This is a genomic window from Candidatus Tisiphia endosymbiont of Stenodema calcarata, from assembly GCF_964030695.1.
Classification (GTDB): Bacteria; Pseudomonadota; Alphaproteobacteria; order Rickettsiales; family Rickettsiaceae; genus Tisiphia.
The window spans coordinates 1,315,264-1,329,385 of the sequence record NZ_OZ034911.1 but is presented as its reverse complement, the minus strand read 5'-3'; the positions used below and the strand labels follow the sequence as shown (position 1 = coordinate 1,329,385).

The 14,122-nt window shown below is 32.0% G+C and carries 17 protein-coding genes and 2 pseudogenes; 10 read left to right on the top strand and 9 right to left on the bottom strand.

The window, feature by feature from the left end; genetic code table 11:
- Nucleotides 1-170: 170 nt before the first annotated feature.
- From ACQH1W_RS06365 to ybeY, 3 genes are read right to left on the bottom strand one after another with little or no spacing between them, the layout of a single operon-like run.
- Nucleotides 171-1,805: an ABC-F family ATP-binding cassette domain-containing protein gene (locus ACQH1W_RS06365; protein WP_375332727.1), complete on the bottom strand. Its 1,635-nt coding sequence runs from the start codon at nt 1,803-1,805 to the stop codon at nt 171-173.
- The gene (locus tag ACQH1W_RS06360) at nt 1,802-2,737 is read right to left on the bottom strand and encodes a hemolysin family protein (protein ID WP_375333246.1); all 936 of its coding nucleotides are present in this window, start codon (nt 2,735-2,737) and stop codon (nt 1,802-1,804) included. Before ACQH1W_RS06360 ends, ACQH1W_RS06365 begins: the two co-directional genes overlap by 4 nt.
- Before the next feature lie 3 nt (nt 2,738-2,740).
- Nucleotides 2,741-3,238, bottom strand: a complete 498-nt coding sequence (gene ybeY / locus ACQH1W_RS06355; protein ID WP_341762192.1) for an rRNA maturation RNase YbeY — start codon at nt 3,236-3,238, stop codon at nt 2,741-2,743.
- 177 nt (nt 3,239-3,415) lie between these two features.
- Between ybeY and dusB the strand changes: the two genes are divergently transcribed.
- Nucleotides 3,416-4,387, top strand: a complete 972-nt coding sequence (gene dusB, locus ACQH1W_RS06350; RefSeq protein WP_341761871.1) for a tRNA dihydrouridine synthase DusB — start codon at nt 3,416-3,418, stop codon at nt 4,385-4,387.
- A 94-nt stretch (nt 4,388-4,481) separates the two neighbouring features.
- Here dusB and ACQH1W_RS06345 read toward each other — a convergent pair whose 3' ends face one another.
- Nucleotides 4,482-4,745 carry a palindromic element RPE1 domain-containing protein gene (locus ACQH1W_RS06345; protein WP_341762691.1) on the bottom strand — a complete coding sequence of 88 codons (264 nt, stop codon included), beginning with the start codon at nt 4,743-4,745 and terminating at the stop codon, nt 4,482-4,484.
- A 35-nt stretch (nt 4,746-4,780) separates the two neighbouring features.
- On the opposite strand from ACQH1W_RS06345, the pseudogene ACQH1W_RS06340 reads away from it, so the two are divergent.
- Nucleotides 4,781-4,856 (top strand): annotated as a pseudogene (locus tag ACQH1W_RS06340) (transposase); the annotation flags it as partial.
- 177 nt (nt 4,857-5,033) lie between these two features.
- Here ACQH1W_RS06340 and ACQH1W_RS06335 read toward each other — a convergent pair.
- Complete coding sequence (locus tag ACQH1W_RS06335; protein ID WP_341761872.1) at nt 5,034-5,366, bottom strand: HesB/IscA family protein; 333 nt, start codon at nt 5,364-5,366, stop codon at nt 5,034-5,036.
- 215 nt (nt 5,367-5,581) lie between these two features.
- Between ACQH1W_RS06335 and ACQH1W_RS06330 the strand changes: the two genes are divergently transcribed.
- The 5 genes from ACQH1W_RS06330 (at nt 5,582) to dut (ending at nt 10,418) form a co-directional block, all read left to right on the top strand.
- Entirely contained in the window at nt 5,582-6,733 is a 1,152-nt protein-coding gene (locus ACQH1W_RS06330; RefSeq protein WP_375332728.1) for a deoxyguanosinetriphosphate triphosphohydrolase, read from the top strand.
- 3 nt (nt 6,734-6,736) lie between these two features.
- Nucleotides 6,737-8,470, top strand: coding sequence for an arginine--tRNA ligase (gene argS, locus ACQH1W_RS06325; protein WP_375332729.1), 1,734 nt, complete (start codon nt 6,737-6,739; stop codon nt 8,468-8,470).
- A gap of 24 nt (nt 8,471-8,494) precedes the next feature.
- Entirely contained in the window at nt 8,495-9,304 is an 810-nt protein-coding gene (locus ACQH1W_RS06320; protein ID WP_341762689.1) for an SPOR domain-containing protein, read from the top strand.
- A gap of 165 nt (nt 9,305-9,469) precedes the next feature.
- Nucleotides 9,470-9,898, top strand: coding sequence for a hypothetical protein (locus tag ACQH1W_RS06315; RefSeq protein ID WP_341762688.1), 429 nt, complete (start codon nt 9,470-9,472; stop codon nt 9,896-9,898).
- 55 nt (nt 9,899-9,953) lie between these two features.
- Nucleotides 9,954-10,418 carry a dUTP diphosphatase gene (gene dut / locus ACQH1W_RS06310; protein WP_375332730.1) on the top strand — a complete coding sequence of 155 codons (465 nt, stop codon included), beginning with the start codon at nt 9,954-9,956 and terminating at the stop codon, nt 10,416-10,418.
- A 13-nt stretch (nt 10,419-10,431) separates the two neighbouring features.
- Here dut and ACQH1W_RS06305 read toward each other — a convergent pair.
- A pseudogene (locus ACQH1W_RS06305) lies at nt 10,432-10,626 on the bottom strand (IS481 family transposase); the annotation flags it as partial.
- Between the two features lie 50 nt (nt 10,627-10,676).
- On the opposite strand from ACQH1W_RS06305, the gene ACQH1W_RS06300 reads away from it, so the two are divergent.
- Nucleotides 10,677-10,949, top strand: a complete 273-nt coding sequence (locus ACQH1W_RS06300) for a hypothetical protein (RefSeq protein ID WP_425361009.1) — start codon at nt 10,677-10,679, stop codon at nt 10,947-10,949.
- 74 nt (nt 10,950-11,023) lie between these two features.
- On the opposite strand, the gene ACQH1W_RS06295 is transcribed toward ACQH1W_RS06300, so the two are convergent.
- Complete coding sequence (locus ACQH1W_RS06295; protein WP_341762686.1) at nt 11,024-11,566, bottom strand: IS110 family transposase; 543 nt, start codon at nt 11,564-11,566, stop codon at nt 11,024-11,026.
- Between the two features lie 459 nt (nt 11,567-12,025).
- On the opposite strand from ACQH1W_RS06295, the gene ACQH1W_RS06290 reads away from it, so the two are divergent.
- Nucleotides 12,026-12,277 (top strand): type II toxin-antitoxin system Phd/YefM family antitoxin, encoded by a 252-nt coding sequence (locus ACQH1W_RS06290; protein ID WP_341762685.1) that lies wholly within the window; start codon nt 12,026-12,028, stop codon nt 12,275-12,277.
- Nucleotides 12,278-12,348: 71 nt separating this feature from the next.
- Here ACQH1W_RS06290 and ACQH1W_RS06285 read toward each other — a convergent pair whose 3' ends face one another.
- Nucleotides 12,349-12,825 (bottom strand): hypothetical protein, encoded by a 477-nt coding sequence (locus tag ACQH1W_RS06285; RefSeq protein WP_341762684.1) that lies wholly within the window; start codon nt 12,823-12,825, stop codon nt 12,349-12,351.
- A gap of 444 nt (nt 12,826-13,269) precedes the next feature.
- Here ACQH1W_RS06285 and ACQH1W_RS06280 point away from each other — a divergent pair, with 444 nt between their 5' ends.
- Nucleotides 13,270-13,536, top strand: a complete 267-nt coding sequence (locus tag ACQH1W_RS06280; protein ID WP_341762683.1) for a transposase — start codon at nt 13,270-13,272, stop codon at nt 13,534-13,536.
- Between the two features lie 158 nt (nt 13,537-13,694).
- Here ACQH1W_RS06280 and ACQH1W_RS06275 read toward each other — a convergent pair whose 3' ends face one another.
- Nucleotides 13,695-14,111, bottom strand: a complete 417-nt coding sequence (locus ACQH1W_RS06275) for a palindromic element RPE1 domain-containing protein (protein WP_375332732.1) — start codon at nt 14,109-14,111, stop codon at nt 13,695-13,697.
- Between the last annotated feature and the right edge of the window lie 11 nt (nt 14,112-14,122).

The window sequence follows — 14,122 nt, the reverse complement described above, 5'->3', positions numbered from 1 at the left end:
ATTTTAATCTTTTAAAATCATGTTTTTAGCTTTAGAAAGGTTTAAAATGCATTCGCGTTAGCCGCTTTAATAATGCATTTTTCCTTATATTAAAGCCAATTCGGGATAAGAATTTGTCAATTCTTATCCCGAATTGGAGTCAATTGCTAAAGTAACCTGAGTTTACTATACTATTTCACTCTCTTATTTGCCAACACCCAACTACTATCCAAATAATCATTACCATATTTATGCAAATATTCCTGATATTTACCTTTAAAATCAGTGATAGTTCGGTGGGATAGAGCAATAACCCTTGTGGCTATATTGCTAGCAAAATCTCGATCATGAGTTACTAATATTAGAGTTCCTTGATAGTTAATTAGAGCTTTTTTTAACATATCCTTAGATTCAATATCTAAGTGGTTAGTTGGCTCATCTAATATCAATATATTACTTTCTTCCAATATAATTTTTGCTAGTAATAAACGTGCTCCTTCCCCTCCACTTAAATTTAGAATATTCTTACTTACTTCATCTTTACGGAATAATAATTGACCTAGTACATTACGTAGCACATTATCACTTTCAGTAGGTATTTGGTCGGATAACCAATCAATAACACTCATACTTTCATTTAGTAATTCATGATGATCCTGAGCAAAATAAGAAACTTGCGTTTCATAACCCCATTCATAACTTCCTAAATCAGCAGAAATTTTATTAATAAGAATCTTAAGCAAAGTGGATTTACCAATACCATTTGGACCAATAATAATAATTTTTTCTCCACGTGAGACAGTAAAATTCACATTATTTAATATTTTTTTATCCTCGTAGCTTTTAGAAATACCCTGAACTTTTAACACTAATTTTCCAGATGGTCTTTTTTGCTTAAAATTAAAATATGGACTAACACGCGAACTTTCTTGGATGTCAGGTAATTCCATTTTTTCTATTTGTTTTTCTCGTGATGCAGCTTGCCTAGCCCTAGTAGCCAACGCTCTAAACCGGTCAACGAAACTCTGCATAGTAGCAATTTTTTTCTCTAAATGAGAAAATTCTTTAAGCTTTTGTTCGGTAACCAACTGTTTATCACGAACAAAAATATCATAATTACCAGTATAAATCTTGATAGTACCATAATCTATATCAAGAATATGTGTAGAAATATTATTAAGAAAAACAAGGTCGTGTGAAATAAATACCAAAGCACCTTTGAATTTCTGTTTTAGATAATTTTCTAGCCAATAAATTGAGACTATATCAAGATGGTTTGTTGGCTCATCAAGTAACAATATATCAGGATTATTGAATAAACTTTGGGCTAAGAGTACCCTAAGTTTATAGCCGCCGGATAGAACGGATAAAGGCTGAAGATGATATTTTTCTTGTATTCCTAAACCAAGCAGTAACTCAACTGCAAAAATTTCTGATATATATCCATCATTGTCAGCTATAATTTGTTCCAACTCACCTAATCGATAACCGATTTCCTCATCACATTGATCAATTGCTAATAATTTTTCTTTTTCTTGTAGTGCTTGCCATAATTCACTTCTACCGGCAATAACGGTATTAATAATTGAGGTATTTTCATAAAGAAATTGATCCTGCTTTAAACATCCTATACGTGCATTTTTGACACAGGTAAATTCTCCGATACTAGCCTCTTCCTCTTGAAGCAAAATCTTAAAGAACGTGGATTTACCAGCACCATTTGCCCCAACAAGCCCATATCTATTACCATTTTTGATATGAACATTTACGTCGGTAAATAATATTTTTGCACCATAGCTCATGGCCAAATTAGTTGTAATAATCATAAGGTATTATCATGTAATATTGTACCATTTTTTAACCGCAGCTTAACTTGCTTAAGTGATCTTGGGCTTGCATCAATCACTTCAAGTTCAACCTGCTGCTCAATATCAATTTTAGTACCAACCAAAGGGACATTACCTACTTTTGCTAAGACTAGACCACCAATTGTATCGAATTCATCATTTTGGAGTTTTAGTTTCACACCTAGAGCTGATTCAAGATCCTCAACTTTCACTCGAGCATTTGATAAAATAGTATTATTATTGATAATTCTGAAACTATCATTATCTGATTTCTTATCATGCTCATCATTTATTCTGCCAACTATCTCCTCCATAATATCTTCCATGGTTACAATACCGTCAGTTCCACCATACTCATCCACAACTATTGATATCTGTACACGATCTCTTCGCATTTTTGCTAGTAAATCTATCAATTTCATTGAATGAGCAGAGATGATAGGTTTACGAATTATTTTTTTTAGCTGCAATTCTTGATTTGTAATAAGTTGCTTAGTAACAAGTATCTTGAACAAATCTTTTATATGAATAAAGCCAAATATATTATCCAAAGTTTCATCATAAACTAATGTTCTAGTATTAGGTATTCTGCTATTAAGCATTTGGCTTAACTCATCTATACTGGCAGTTAATTTTACTGCCTTAATATCAGATCTAGGGATCATTACATCTTCTACAGTTTTATGACCAAATTTCAGAAGATTCATAAAAATCTTTTTTTCTTCTAACGTCATTTTTTTACTGTTAGATTTTAGCTTTTTAATTGCATCATAAAAATTATCCTCTAGCTTCTCTTTAGAAAACAGCCGAGAGAAAAAAGATTTAAGAGTAATAATTTTTGAAGGATTTTTCAGCATAGCCCTTTTAGAATGAATAGATGTAAGGTTTTCTTTTTTCGAAGAAGTGGACAGAACCTAATATGGAGAGGCAATAGCAAAACCCTTTAATATTTCTATTTCTAAATTTTCCATAATATCTGCTTCCTCGTCATCTTGGTGATTGAATCCAAGTAAATGTAAAATACTATGTACCAAAAGATGGACAAAATGGTCTCCAAAGGCTTTATTTTGACTTATAGCTTCGTTTTGAATTATTTCATAGCCAAAAGCTATGTCCCCCAAATACATATAATGTACATTAGGAGTAAATTCAAGTAAATGCCGAAAGTCTAATTCTATATCAGGAAATGATAGTACATTTGTAGCTTTTGCTTTGCCACGAAATTGGCTATTCAAATTCAACATTTCATTATTATTAGTCAGTAATATTGCTAACTCAAACTCTGCAACTCCCTTAAAATTCTTATATTTACTCAGTATAGCACCAACAACCTTCTTCACTAATAGTTTATTAATAAATTTTTGATTTTTCCAATCTTGACAAGCTCGAATAATCTCTACATTGATTTTCATGACATAATTTCTTGGCTGAAAATACTCAACAATAATGCTCAATAATATTATATAACAATATCCTGCAGATAATACTAAAAATTTTTCTTAGTGATAGCATTAGTTTGTGGTATCTTATGATAATTTATAATAATTATTCTATAATTAAAAGCTATTTAAAGTAATGAAAATATATTTATGATAAAAATAGGCAATATTCAGCTACCTCATCCGGTGATATTAGCTCCAATGTCTGGTGTTACTGATCTACCATTTAGAAAGTTAGTGAAAAAATTTGGTGCAGGACTTGTCGTTTCTGAAATGGTGGCAAGTAGAGCGATGATTATTGAAACAAGACAATCTTTGCAAAGATGTGCGATTATTGGGGACGATGCTACTGGTTCATGTGTACAGATTGCTGGGTGCGAACCTGATATAATAGCAGAATCAGCTAAAATGAATGAGGATATGGGGGCAAAGATTATTGATTTAAACTTTGGTTGTCCAGCTAAGAAAGTAGTAGGAGGATATTCTGGCTCAGCTTTAATGAGAGATGAGAAATTAGCTGCAAAAATTTTAGAAACTACGGTAAAATCTGTCAAAATCCCAGTAACTTTAAAAATGCGAACTGGTTGGGATGAGCAAACTAAGAATGCTCCAAATTTAGCAAAAATAGCCTATGATGTTGGAGTGCAAATGATCACCATTCATGGCAGAACAAGATGCCAGTTTTATTCAGGTCAAGCAGATTGGGAGTTTATAAGGCAAGTTAAAGATGTGGTGAGGATTCCAGTTATCGCTAATGGAGATATTACTTCTTTGTCTAAAGCCAAGGAATGCTTACAAAAATCAGGTGCTGATGGCATAATGGTTGGTCGGGGAGTATATGGTAGACCATGGTTTATTTCTCAAATAGCACATTATCTTAAAACCGGAGAAGAACTCCCGCCACCTTCAATAGCAGAGCAGCTAGAAATAATACTGAGTCATTATGATGCTATGTTAGAGTATTATGGAAATGATACAGCTGTTCAGCTAGCTAGAAAACATATAGGTTGGTATAGTAGTGGTTTAGCAAACTCAGCTGAATTTAGAGGAGGGGTTAATATGATGACTGATCCAATTCAGGTTAAAGAAAAGATCATGGAATTTTATGGAAAATTCTTTTAACATCGTGACCATAGTACCCTAAATTTTTCTATAATCGTTATAGCAAGGCTCTTTAGATGCCGTAGCGATCTAGGTAAACAGCTAGGCTGTTTTTTTAGAGTAACGCTTTGCGTATCTTGGATTGCCGCGTCGCCGCTTTTTCGCAACTCCTCGCAATAGACTTCTTTCGAAACTCTACTTCTGCTGGTGATTTGTACGTCGATGCGGTACTCGAATCCTCACGTACATTAGAGTACGCTGCGGTTCTGCGTTCCGCGTCTCCTTCAAATCCCTCAGCATAAGCGAGTTTCGAAAGAAGTCTAATGATGTATAGGGAAGCTATATTTACTAACTTTCGACAGTTATGGTAGAACTCCACGGGAGAAATATAAAGAACTCGGACATACTATTCCTTCTATAGAATTAGTATTTTTACCTCCCTATAGCCCTAATCTTAATCCGATTGAACGATTATGGAAATTTATGCATAGAATTGTAACAAATAATAAATTTTACCATAATTTTGCTCAATTCTCAGAAGCTATAGATAGATTTTTTGCTAATATTGATAAATCCAAGGTAATTTGCTTACTCTTATAACTGACCAATTTCAGACTATAACTTTTAATCATTTTGCCAACTCTTCAGGTTAATTGAGTATATACAGTTATACAGAGAATGAATTACCACACCCACACTTATTTTTTGCAAGGGGGTTTCTAATTTCAAAATAGGAACTACCTAATTCTTCGATAAAATCTATTATACAATCAACCATAAGCTGCTGAGATATTTCATCGATAACTACTTTAATATTATCTTTTTCTATAGTACAGTCATCTTTTGTTATATCATTGCTTGGAACGAGAGCGTATTTATAAACAAATCCAGAACAGCCTCCACCATCAACAACTACTCTAAGAACCAAACTTGGATTACTTTCTAGTTTTATTAGCTCATCTACTCTTTTAAAAGCATTATCAGTAACTTTTATTGACATAATCTTATATTATAAAGACCATTAGAATAATCCTAAAAACCTAATTTTGCAAGAGTTTCATTTAAAAACCTTGAAAAGCTTGCTAGGTAATTCTATACTGGCTTTGTTATAAGGAGAAATGCACTCTTGAAGCGGCTGACGCGAGTGCATTTTAACTTTTTTCATCATTCGATGTAACTTGTTACATCGAATTCAAATTAAATAGGAGTTAATATATGCTTGCTTCATATGCAGTAGATCCAGCCAAGACTAGGGGGAGATTGTTTAATGAATATCCTACATCTTATAGAAATGAATTTGAACGAGATCGGGATCGTATAATTCATTCAAAGGCTTTCAGACGTTTACAATATAAAACTCAGGTTTTTATTAATCACGAGGGGGATCATTATCGGAATCGCCTTACTCATTCGATTGAAGTTTCTACGGTTGCACGTTCTATTGCTAGAACCCTTAATTTATCAAGTGATTTAGCAGAGACTATAGGTCTTGCTCATGATCTTGGGCATACTCCTTTCGGTCATGCAGGGGAGATAGCACTAAATAAATGTATGGAAGATTATGGTGGATTTTCCCATAATGCTCATTCATTAAAGATTCTTACTAAAGTAGAGAAAAGATATGCGGCTTATGATGGATTAAATTTGACATGGGAAGTGCTAGAAGGAATTGTGAAACATAATGGTCCTTTAATAAATAATATACCTAAATATATAGTAGAGTATGATTTACAACATAACCTTGATTTAACTCATTATTCTTCAGCTGAAGCCCAAATTGCTTCGTTAGCTGATGATATTAGTTATATTTCCCATGATTTAGAAGATAGTATTGGTGCCAAGATTATTGACTTTAATCATCTAACGGAAATTAAATTTATTGATCAATATGCTTGTGAAATTAAGTCCCAATTTGAAAATATAACAACATCTCGACTCATTTATGAAGTAGTGCGTAAGTTGATCAGCGATTTAATTGCTGATTTACTGCTACAAACAAATAATAATTTACAAAAACAGAAAATAATCACAACCGATGATATACGCCATCTTGATTATCAGCTTGTTAATTTTACTGACAAAGCAAAAGAGCGTATAATGGAAATTAAACAATTCTTGTATGATAAAGTATATAGGTATAATAAACTGACCTCTATAACTTTAAAATGTCAGAAAATTGTACAAGAGTTATTTAGAGTATATATGGATAATGTTGATTTATTACCATTTAGTTGGAAAGAATTAATTATACCAGGGGATATAAAATCTAAGGCTGATATAGTAGCAGATTATATAGCTGGCATGACTGACCGCTTTGCTATTCAAGAATATCAGGCTCTTTATTCCTTTAATTCTAACAATATTTGATTTATGAATATATTTAATAAATTACGTGACGATATCATTAGTGCAGCTAGACAAATATGCGATAATGAAGATGTGTTAAAATTGGCGGCTATAGAAATTCCTAAAGATAATCTCAATGGTGATCTTTCAAGTAATATAGCTATGATTATCGCTGCAAAACAAAATATTAAACCTAAGGAACTAGCTATTAGATTTAAGGAAATATTAACGCCTCTTCCATATATTGCATCTATAGAAGTTGCTGGTCCAGGATTTATTAACTTTACTATCAAAGCAGATATGTGGCATAACTCTATCAATGACATATTGTTGGATAAGGAGAATTTTTTTAAGATTAATTTTGGTAATAATCAAAAGGTTAATATTGAATATGTATCTGCAAATCCAACTGGTCCTATGCATATTGGTCATGCTAGAGGTGCTGTTTATGGTGATGCTTTAGCCAAAGTTCTAGATAGTACTGGCTATATTGTTACCAAAGAATATTACCTTAATGATGCCGGCTCTCAAGTGGATGACTTAGCTAATTCAGTTATTTTACGCTATAAACAAGCATTAACAAAAGAAGAGATCGTAATACCAGAAGGGCTTTATCCTGGAGAATATTTGGCAGATATTGGACAAAAGTTGGTGGGAAAATTTGGTGATAAATTATTAACAATGGTCGATAGGCAACGTCATGAACTCGTTAAGGATTTTGCAATAGAAGAAATGTTAGCTATAATTAAGCAGGATTTAAAGGAGCTAGATATTGAACACGAGGTATTCTTCTCGGAAAAGTCACTGCATGATAGTGGTAATATTGATGAAGTTGTACAAATGCTTACTAAAATGGGACTAATATATGAGGGGCAGTTGCCCCCCCCTAAAGGTAAAATAGATGAATCTTGGGATTCAAGAACTCAGAAATTGTTTAAATCTACGGCTTTTGGTGATAATCAAGATAGACCAATAGAAAAATCTGACGGTAGTTGGTCATATTTTGCCTCTGATTTAGCTTATGCTAAGGATAAAATAGATCGTGGTTTTGATCATCTAGTTTATATTCTAGGTGCAGATCATTGTGGTTACGTAAAAAGAATTGAGGCAATAGTTAAAGCCCTTGGTGGAGAAAAAGTTAAAGTTGATGTTAAGATTTGCCAGTTAGTAAATTTTGTTGAAAACGGTATCGCTATAAAAATGTCAAAACGTAGCGGTAATTTTACTAGTGTGCGAGATGTAACAAATGAGGTAGGTAAAGATATAATAAGATTTATAATGCTAACCCGTAAAAATGATATTGCTCTTGACTTCGACCTAGTAAAAGTAAAAGAACAATCAAAAGATAATCCTGTATTTTACGTACAATATGCTCATGTTAGGACAATATCTATACTGGAAAAAGCTAAAGAATCCATGCCAAAAGCATATGGTAAATTCTTAGAGAATGAGTATGACTTGTCGTTACTTTCCAGCGAAGAGGAAATAGAAATAATTAAACTTCTTGCTTCATGGTCAAAAGTTTTAGAGATTTCGGCAAAATATTTTGAACCCCACAGAGTAGCTTTTTATCTGATTAATTTAGCTTCAAAATTCCATGCTTTATGGAATTTTGGCAAAGAAAATAATGATTATCGGTTTCTAATTGAAGATAATATAGAGTTAACCACTGCTCGGCTTGCTTTAGCAAAGTCTATTCAAAAGATTATAAAAGTTGGTTTTGATGTTATAGGGGTAACGCCTATGAATAAAATGTAATGAAGTATTGTAATTTATAAGTTGATGACTAACCGCACTTTACTCTTACTAATTATTTTCTCAATAATTAGTGGTATTACCTATTTAGTTTATACTAATTACAGCCGAAATAGTGGTCAAGTAGTAACAATTTACCCTGATCCATCACCTACAAAAATTAAACCACAAGATAGTGGGGGGATAGTGATACCAAATGCGAATAATATAATTTATGAGAGTTTACAACAAAAAAAGACCAATAAACCTGTAATATTACAACCTGAACCGGAAAAGCCATTAAATATCGCTAAACAAAAACTAGCAGAAAGTGATGAAGAACTTGACTCGATAGACACGATTTTATTTAGTATAGTAGAAACTGATCAAGCTAAGTATGAAAAACACAAACTAAGTAAAGATGAAGAAGAAACGGAAACAATTTTGCCTAATATAATAAAAAATGACTTGGTGCAAAAAGAGAATTTAATAGAGCAAAAATCTGTTCCAATAGTTCAACAATCTAATAATAAAGCTGGTTTAAATGTCATAAAAGTTACTGAATCACATCGCAAAATTGATGAAACACAGTTAAATAAGTCGAATCAAGGTGGTTATAAAATTCAACTAGCCTCGGTAAAATCTGAATCAGAAGCTAACCAAGAAGGAGAAAGAATCAAGAAAAAATATGCAAAAATTCTTAATAATACAGTAATAACTATCAAGAAGGTGCAATCTGATAAAGGAAATTTCTTCTATTTAATATTAGTAGGTAATTACCAAAGTATAAGCCAAGCTAAAGCGATTTGTAATAAACTATCTGACAATCAGCAAGGTTGTATAATCACTAACCGTTGATGTATTAAAGAAATAGAAAAGTTAAAATAAAATAATAAATATATGAGTGAAGAAGTAACTGGTATTAACCATGCAATATAGAATAATTGTAGAAATATAAATAGTTCAGTGCTATAACTGTAAGATGAGTTGGTGTTCTGTTTATTGATTTTTTTAGGGTAATGAATGTTTAGTAAGTATATAGTTAATATTTTTCTTTTTATTATAATGCTAATTTTATCTAGTTGCTCTGTCTATAAAGCTGCTTCTAATGAAGGTATTTCAGTATCAGATATAACTAAATGCCAAACGAAAGGTTGTTTTCTATCTCATGGTATGGAAATCGTTGATCGTCATCAAGAAGAAAATGGAAAATATATGGAAACATATAGGGCTATGGCAAGAAAATCTGGTTTGAATTATTTAAGAGCTGCTGGGCATGGAGTACTTGATGTTGTAACTCTTGGAGTATGGGAAGTGGCAGGTACTCCAGTTGAAGGGGCTATATCTAATAACCGAGGTTATATTACAGCTAGGGTTACTTATCCGTATAAAGAGGCAGAGAAGCTTGAAAAGATCGAAATTTATGATGCCAATGGTAAGAGGGTTAAGTAAAGTTGGAGTCTAAGTAATCAAGCTGATCAATATCATACCAAAAAATATTATATTTATGAACATTAAAATTAAAAAATTAGAACATTCTGTAGATATTTTACCCAGTTATGCTACTGAGCATAGTGCCGGTATGGATCTAATAGCAGCAAATATTGAACCAATAACTATAAAATCACAAGAAGTAAAGTTAGTCCCCACTGGAATTTGTATAGCATTACCTAGTCATTTAGAAGCTCAAATCAGACCAAGATCAGGTTTAGCACTAAAACATGGTGTTACCGTGCTGAATTCACCTGGTACAATTGATGCTGATTATCGTGGTGAGATAAAGGTAATTTTAATTAATCATCATCCTAAAGAAGATTTTGTAATTGAGCACGGTATGAAAATTGCTCAAATGGTTATTGCTAGGTATGAGCATATCTTATGGGATGAGGTTGATTCGTTAAATGAAACCTCTAGAGGTTCTAGTGGATTTGGTTCGACTGGGAAATTCTGTACTAGTTACGACTTAATCTGACAATAAGTAATAATCAGGCAGCTTGATAAGTAATAGCCAAGTTGTCTGATATTCTCTCTATATTACTAATATTTTTATCTTTAGCAATATAAAGTGAATTTCTAAAAGTTTGCATTGGTGTTTTACCAAAACAATGTTTACCTGAATGAGACCTTTCGTCATTATAATTTGTAAGCCAAGTATCTATATCAGCTTGTAACTCATCTAAAAAGAGAAAAGAAGAACAAGGCTAATAGCTGTGAAACAGAGAATGTATTAATGATTACTAGCTTAGAGAAAAAGTTTAGTCCAGAAGAATTGTTAAAATTTAACAGAAGTCATTGGTCATGCGAAAATAATTTAAACTGGATAAAAGATAAGGTTTTTGAAGAAGATAAGTCAACTATTAGTACTGGAGAAGCTTCGTTAATAATGTCATTATTGAGGACAATAACTCTTGCTATAATAGCTCTATTTTCAAACAAAATTACTGAAACTAGAGAAAATTTTAACAATTATAGACATAGGTTATTTAAATTATTCTCAACTTAAAGTTAGGTTTTTTAAACTGCCCTAGGTAAATAAACCTGAGCATTCGTAATGGAAGTCAATAAAAAAATAGTAACTTAACATAAATTTTCATTCCAGGAAGAATTATTTTTTACAATAGAGTGCATAAAAGCTAGTAATTTACGCATAACAGCAACAAGAGCAACTTTTGCTGGTTTATGTTTAGCAATTAAGTGGTCATAAAAATTGCGTAAGCACTTATTACATCGTAAGGCAGCTACTGCAGCCATATTATAAAGAACTCTTCGAAGATTACCTCTACCTGCAAAAATACTTTCATGCAACAATTTACTATCGATATTATCAGTTTTAGCAAGCCATCCTTTAGCTTTAGCATAACTACGCACTTTATTAGGGTGTACTGTAGCAAAAGGCAATTTATTTATTTTTAAAAATTCTCTTAAATTATATTCATATCCACCAGTAGGTTCAAAGACAACAATTAACTCAGATAAGACAGGATAGTATTTATTAATAGTGCTAAGCATAGTGGTAAAGCCATGTTGATCATTGGTAACTTCAAAAGCCTTGTTGGTAGCTAGCATATAGATACTTAAAGTTTTTTTACTAACGTCCACACCAATATAAGTTGTTGCCATATAAAGCCTCATGATTTATATTAATAATAGGATATGCTACATACTCATACGCAAGGTTTAAACCTTATGACATCCGTTCGTAGTCTTTCTCCAAACAGGATGGGTCTTTGCTGAGGTACGAAGTCTTTAAAATTCAAAGCTTCAATTCGAGATACAGTTTACCCATCCTACCACTATATATAACTGATCATGTTATATTTATCATGGTTTTTTTTATTGTATGAGTTCGATATAATATACTCAAATGATTTGAAGAATTGGATTTGGAAATAAATGGTGAGCATGCTAGGCGTACATATAGTATGTGAGCATGCGAATCCATGATATTTTCAAAAAACAATTCGTAGGAGCAGAAGAGTATACCAATTCAAATTAGGAAATTGGTAAATTAAAATATTGTTAAAACCTAAATTAAGTACTATAATGAGTATATAATTAGGTATCAATCATACTATAACAATGCACCATATTTATACTAACCTTACTGCCAGTATATCAGAATTAAAAAAAAGTCCTACGGCATTGCTAGCTAAATCTAGCGGTGAGCCTATTGCTTTATTGAATCATAATAAACCAACTGCTTATTTAGTTCCAGCTGAGCTATACGAACAAATAGTTGAAATATTAGATGATAGAGATTTACTTAAACTTGCTGAAGAAAGACTAAAAGAAAAGAAAGAAGCTATAGCAGTTGATCTAAATGATTTATAAACTTTTATGTACACAAGTACAAAGTCTCAAAAATACTTAAAAAAGCCTCTATATATTATGCATTGCTGCCTTTATGTAATTACTTCATCATCGAAATCTATTGTTGCTTTAGCAGCATGCATTATAATGTTAAAATATGAGAAACAGAATTTTAATAAATAATGCTCAGTTATTATGTTAGTTGCTAAAAAATTATCAAATTTATCTTTTTCAATATTGGCAGTATGCAATATATTTTCTTGAATATAAAGCCTATTAATCAGCTTAGCTTCTAATAAAGTAGTAATTACCACCCAAGTTACGAAATAACAAATATTACCAAATATACTGTCATCGATGATTAGATTGATAGGACTATTATAATTGTTTTGTTTGCTTACTGTATAAATTAATTCGCGAAGTATACTGTCATCGTATTTATTGGGTGCGTCAATAATTTTTATTATTGTAAAATTATTTTCCTTACAAAAATTGATCAAAGATTGCCTTATTAGTTCAAAACGGGCATGTGATGAATATAATAAGATAATGGCTTGTTGGTTGTGCATATGCGACCCCTTCTCTAATGTTTTAATAATTAAGAGTTTTGATCGCCAAAGATAAAATGATAAAAAAAAGTTTTATAGGTTATATATATCTTGGCGATCGGGGAGTTCGAAAAACCTTTAAGAGACAGTTACGATAGCCTTTAGGCTTGAAGTTTACACCCCAAGCCTTGAACATAGCTAGCATCTCCCCGACCATGGCAAATCGAAGAGCATCATTTTATCGGTTGATGCTTACCGCTCTTAAATGGAGGTTTCGACACCCCAAAGTAACTTTGCAGTTACTTCATTTTTAATTTTAAATTATCACTTAGCTAAAATCAACAATAAGTTTTTTTAATTTCGAATTATATCTTACGGTAATTTCTGAACCAACATCATTTACTGCAGGTGAAACTGTTGAGTGGCAACGATATTTAAACAAATATCTAATTATTGGACAATGAGATGGTTGGGATAGCTCCATATGCTCGGGATAGTGGTAGTAAACAAGGTCGAAGATTTATTAGAGGTGGCAGGAAAATACCACGAGATGCACTATATATGGCAGTACTAACAGGTAAAAATGGCTTTCAATATTTAAAAGCTTTATATGACAGACTTATTAATAATTTTAAACCTAAAAAAGTTGCGACAGTAGCTTGTATGCGTAAATTACTGGAAGTTTGCCATAAGCTTATTCAACAAAAACGTGTATTTGTTGTTAATCAATAATATTTTTTATTTATATAAAATACAGATAAAAAATATTTAATTTTTTTAAAAAGATAATTGCTCTTTAACCAACTAGGCTAACTGTAACTTTAACACACAATAATCGCAAACACTATACCTTGTTGTTGATGGCTCACTACCAAAGTTTGTTTATGTTTTTACAAATGTGCAGCAGTTTGTTGTAATTCTCTAGCTTGATGACCTGCATATTTGCCTTTCTTTAAAATCAACAAAAGATCAAAATCACTTTGATAGCTGTAGGTAATATGCTCTTGCTGATATATGTCTTGTACCCAATCGCCTCTAGCATAAGAACCAAATAAAATAATCATCGCTATTTTTGATTTGCCTACGTCTAGAATTTCTTTAACAATATTAGACTTCTTTCGAAACTCTACTTCTGCTGGTGATTTGTACGTCGATGCGGTACTCGAATCCTCACGTACATTAGAGTACGCTGCGGGTCGAGGTTCCGCGTCTCCTTCAAATCCCTCAGCATAAGCGAGTTTCGAAAGAAGTCTATTGTCTAGTTTTTCTTTAATAACTAATGATCGGCTAGGTAAGGTAGTTTTCATAAAGCTATTTT

What these genes read in the sequence shown, in the direction of transcription:
- ACQH1W_RS06365 (WP_375332727.1), bottom strand. Translation starts at nt 1,805, where the DNA reads ATGATTATTACAACTAATTTGGCCATGAGCTATGGTGCAAAAATATTA.
- ybeY (WP_341762192.1), bottom strand. Translation starts at nt 3,238, where the DNA reads ATGAAAATCAATGTAGAGATTATTCGAGCTTGTCAAGATTGGAAAAAT.
- dusB (WP_341761871.1), top strand. Translation starts at nt 3,416, where the DNA reads ATGATAAAAATAGGCAATATTCAGCTACCTCATCCGGTGATATTAGCT.
- ACQH1W_RS06335 (WP_341761872.1), bottom strand. Translation starts at nt 5,366, where the DNA reads ATGTCAATAAAAGTTACTGATAATGCTTTTAAAAGAGTAGATGAGCTA.
- ACQH1W_RS06330 (WP_375332728.1), top strand. Translation starts at nt 5,582, where the DNA reads ATGCTTGCTTCATATGCAGTAGATCCAGCCAAGACTAGGGGGAGATTG.
- argS (WP_375332729.1), top strand. Translation starts at nt 6,737, where the DNA reads ATGAATATATTTAATAAATTACGTGACGATATCATTAGTGCAGCTAGA.
- ACQH1W_RS06320 (WP_341762689.1), top strand. Translation starts at nt 8,495, where the DNA reads ATGACTAACCGCACTTTACTCTTACTAATTATTTTCTCAATAATTAGT.
- ACQH1W_RS06315 (WP_341762688.1), top strand. Translation starts at nt 9,470, where the DNA reads ATGTTTAGTAAGTATATAGTTAATATTTTTCTTTTTATTATAATGCTA.
- dut (WP_375332730.1), top strand. Translation starts at nt 9,954, where the DNA reads ATGAACATTAAAATTAAAAAATTAGAACATTCTGTAGATATTTTACCC.
- ACQH1W_RS06300 (WP_425361009.1), top strand. Translation starts at nt 10,677, where the DNA reads ATGATTACTAGCTTAGAGAAAAAGTTTAGTCCAGAAGAATTGTTAAAA.
- ACQH1W_RS06295 (WP_341762686.1), bottom strand. Translation starts at nt 11,566, where the DNA reads ATGGCAACAACTTATATTGGTGTGGACGTTAGTAAAAAAACTTTAAGT.
- ACQH1W_RS06290 (WP_341762685.1), top strand. Translation starts at nt 12,026, where the DNA reads ATGCACCATATTTATACTAACCTTACTGCCAGTATATCAGAATTAAAA.
- ACQH1W_RS06285 (WP_341762684.1), bottom strand. Translation starts at nt 12,825, where the DNA reads ATGCACAACCAACAAGCCATTATCTTATTATATTCATCACATGCCCGT.
- ACQH1W_RS06280 (WP_341762683.1), top strand. Translation starts at nt 13,270, where the DNA reads ATGGTTGGGATAGCTCCATATGCTCGGGATAGTGGTAGTAAACAAGGT.
- ACQH1W_RS06275 (WP_375332732.1), bottom strand. Translation starts at nt 14,111, where the DNA reads ATGAAAACTACCTTACCTAGCCGATCATTAGTTATTAAAGAAAAACTA.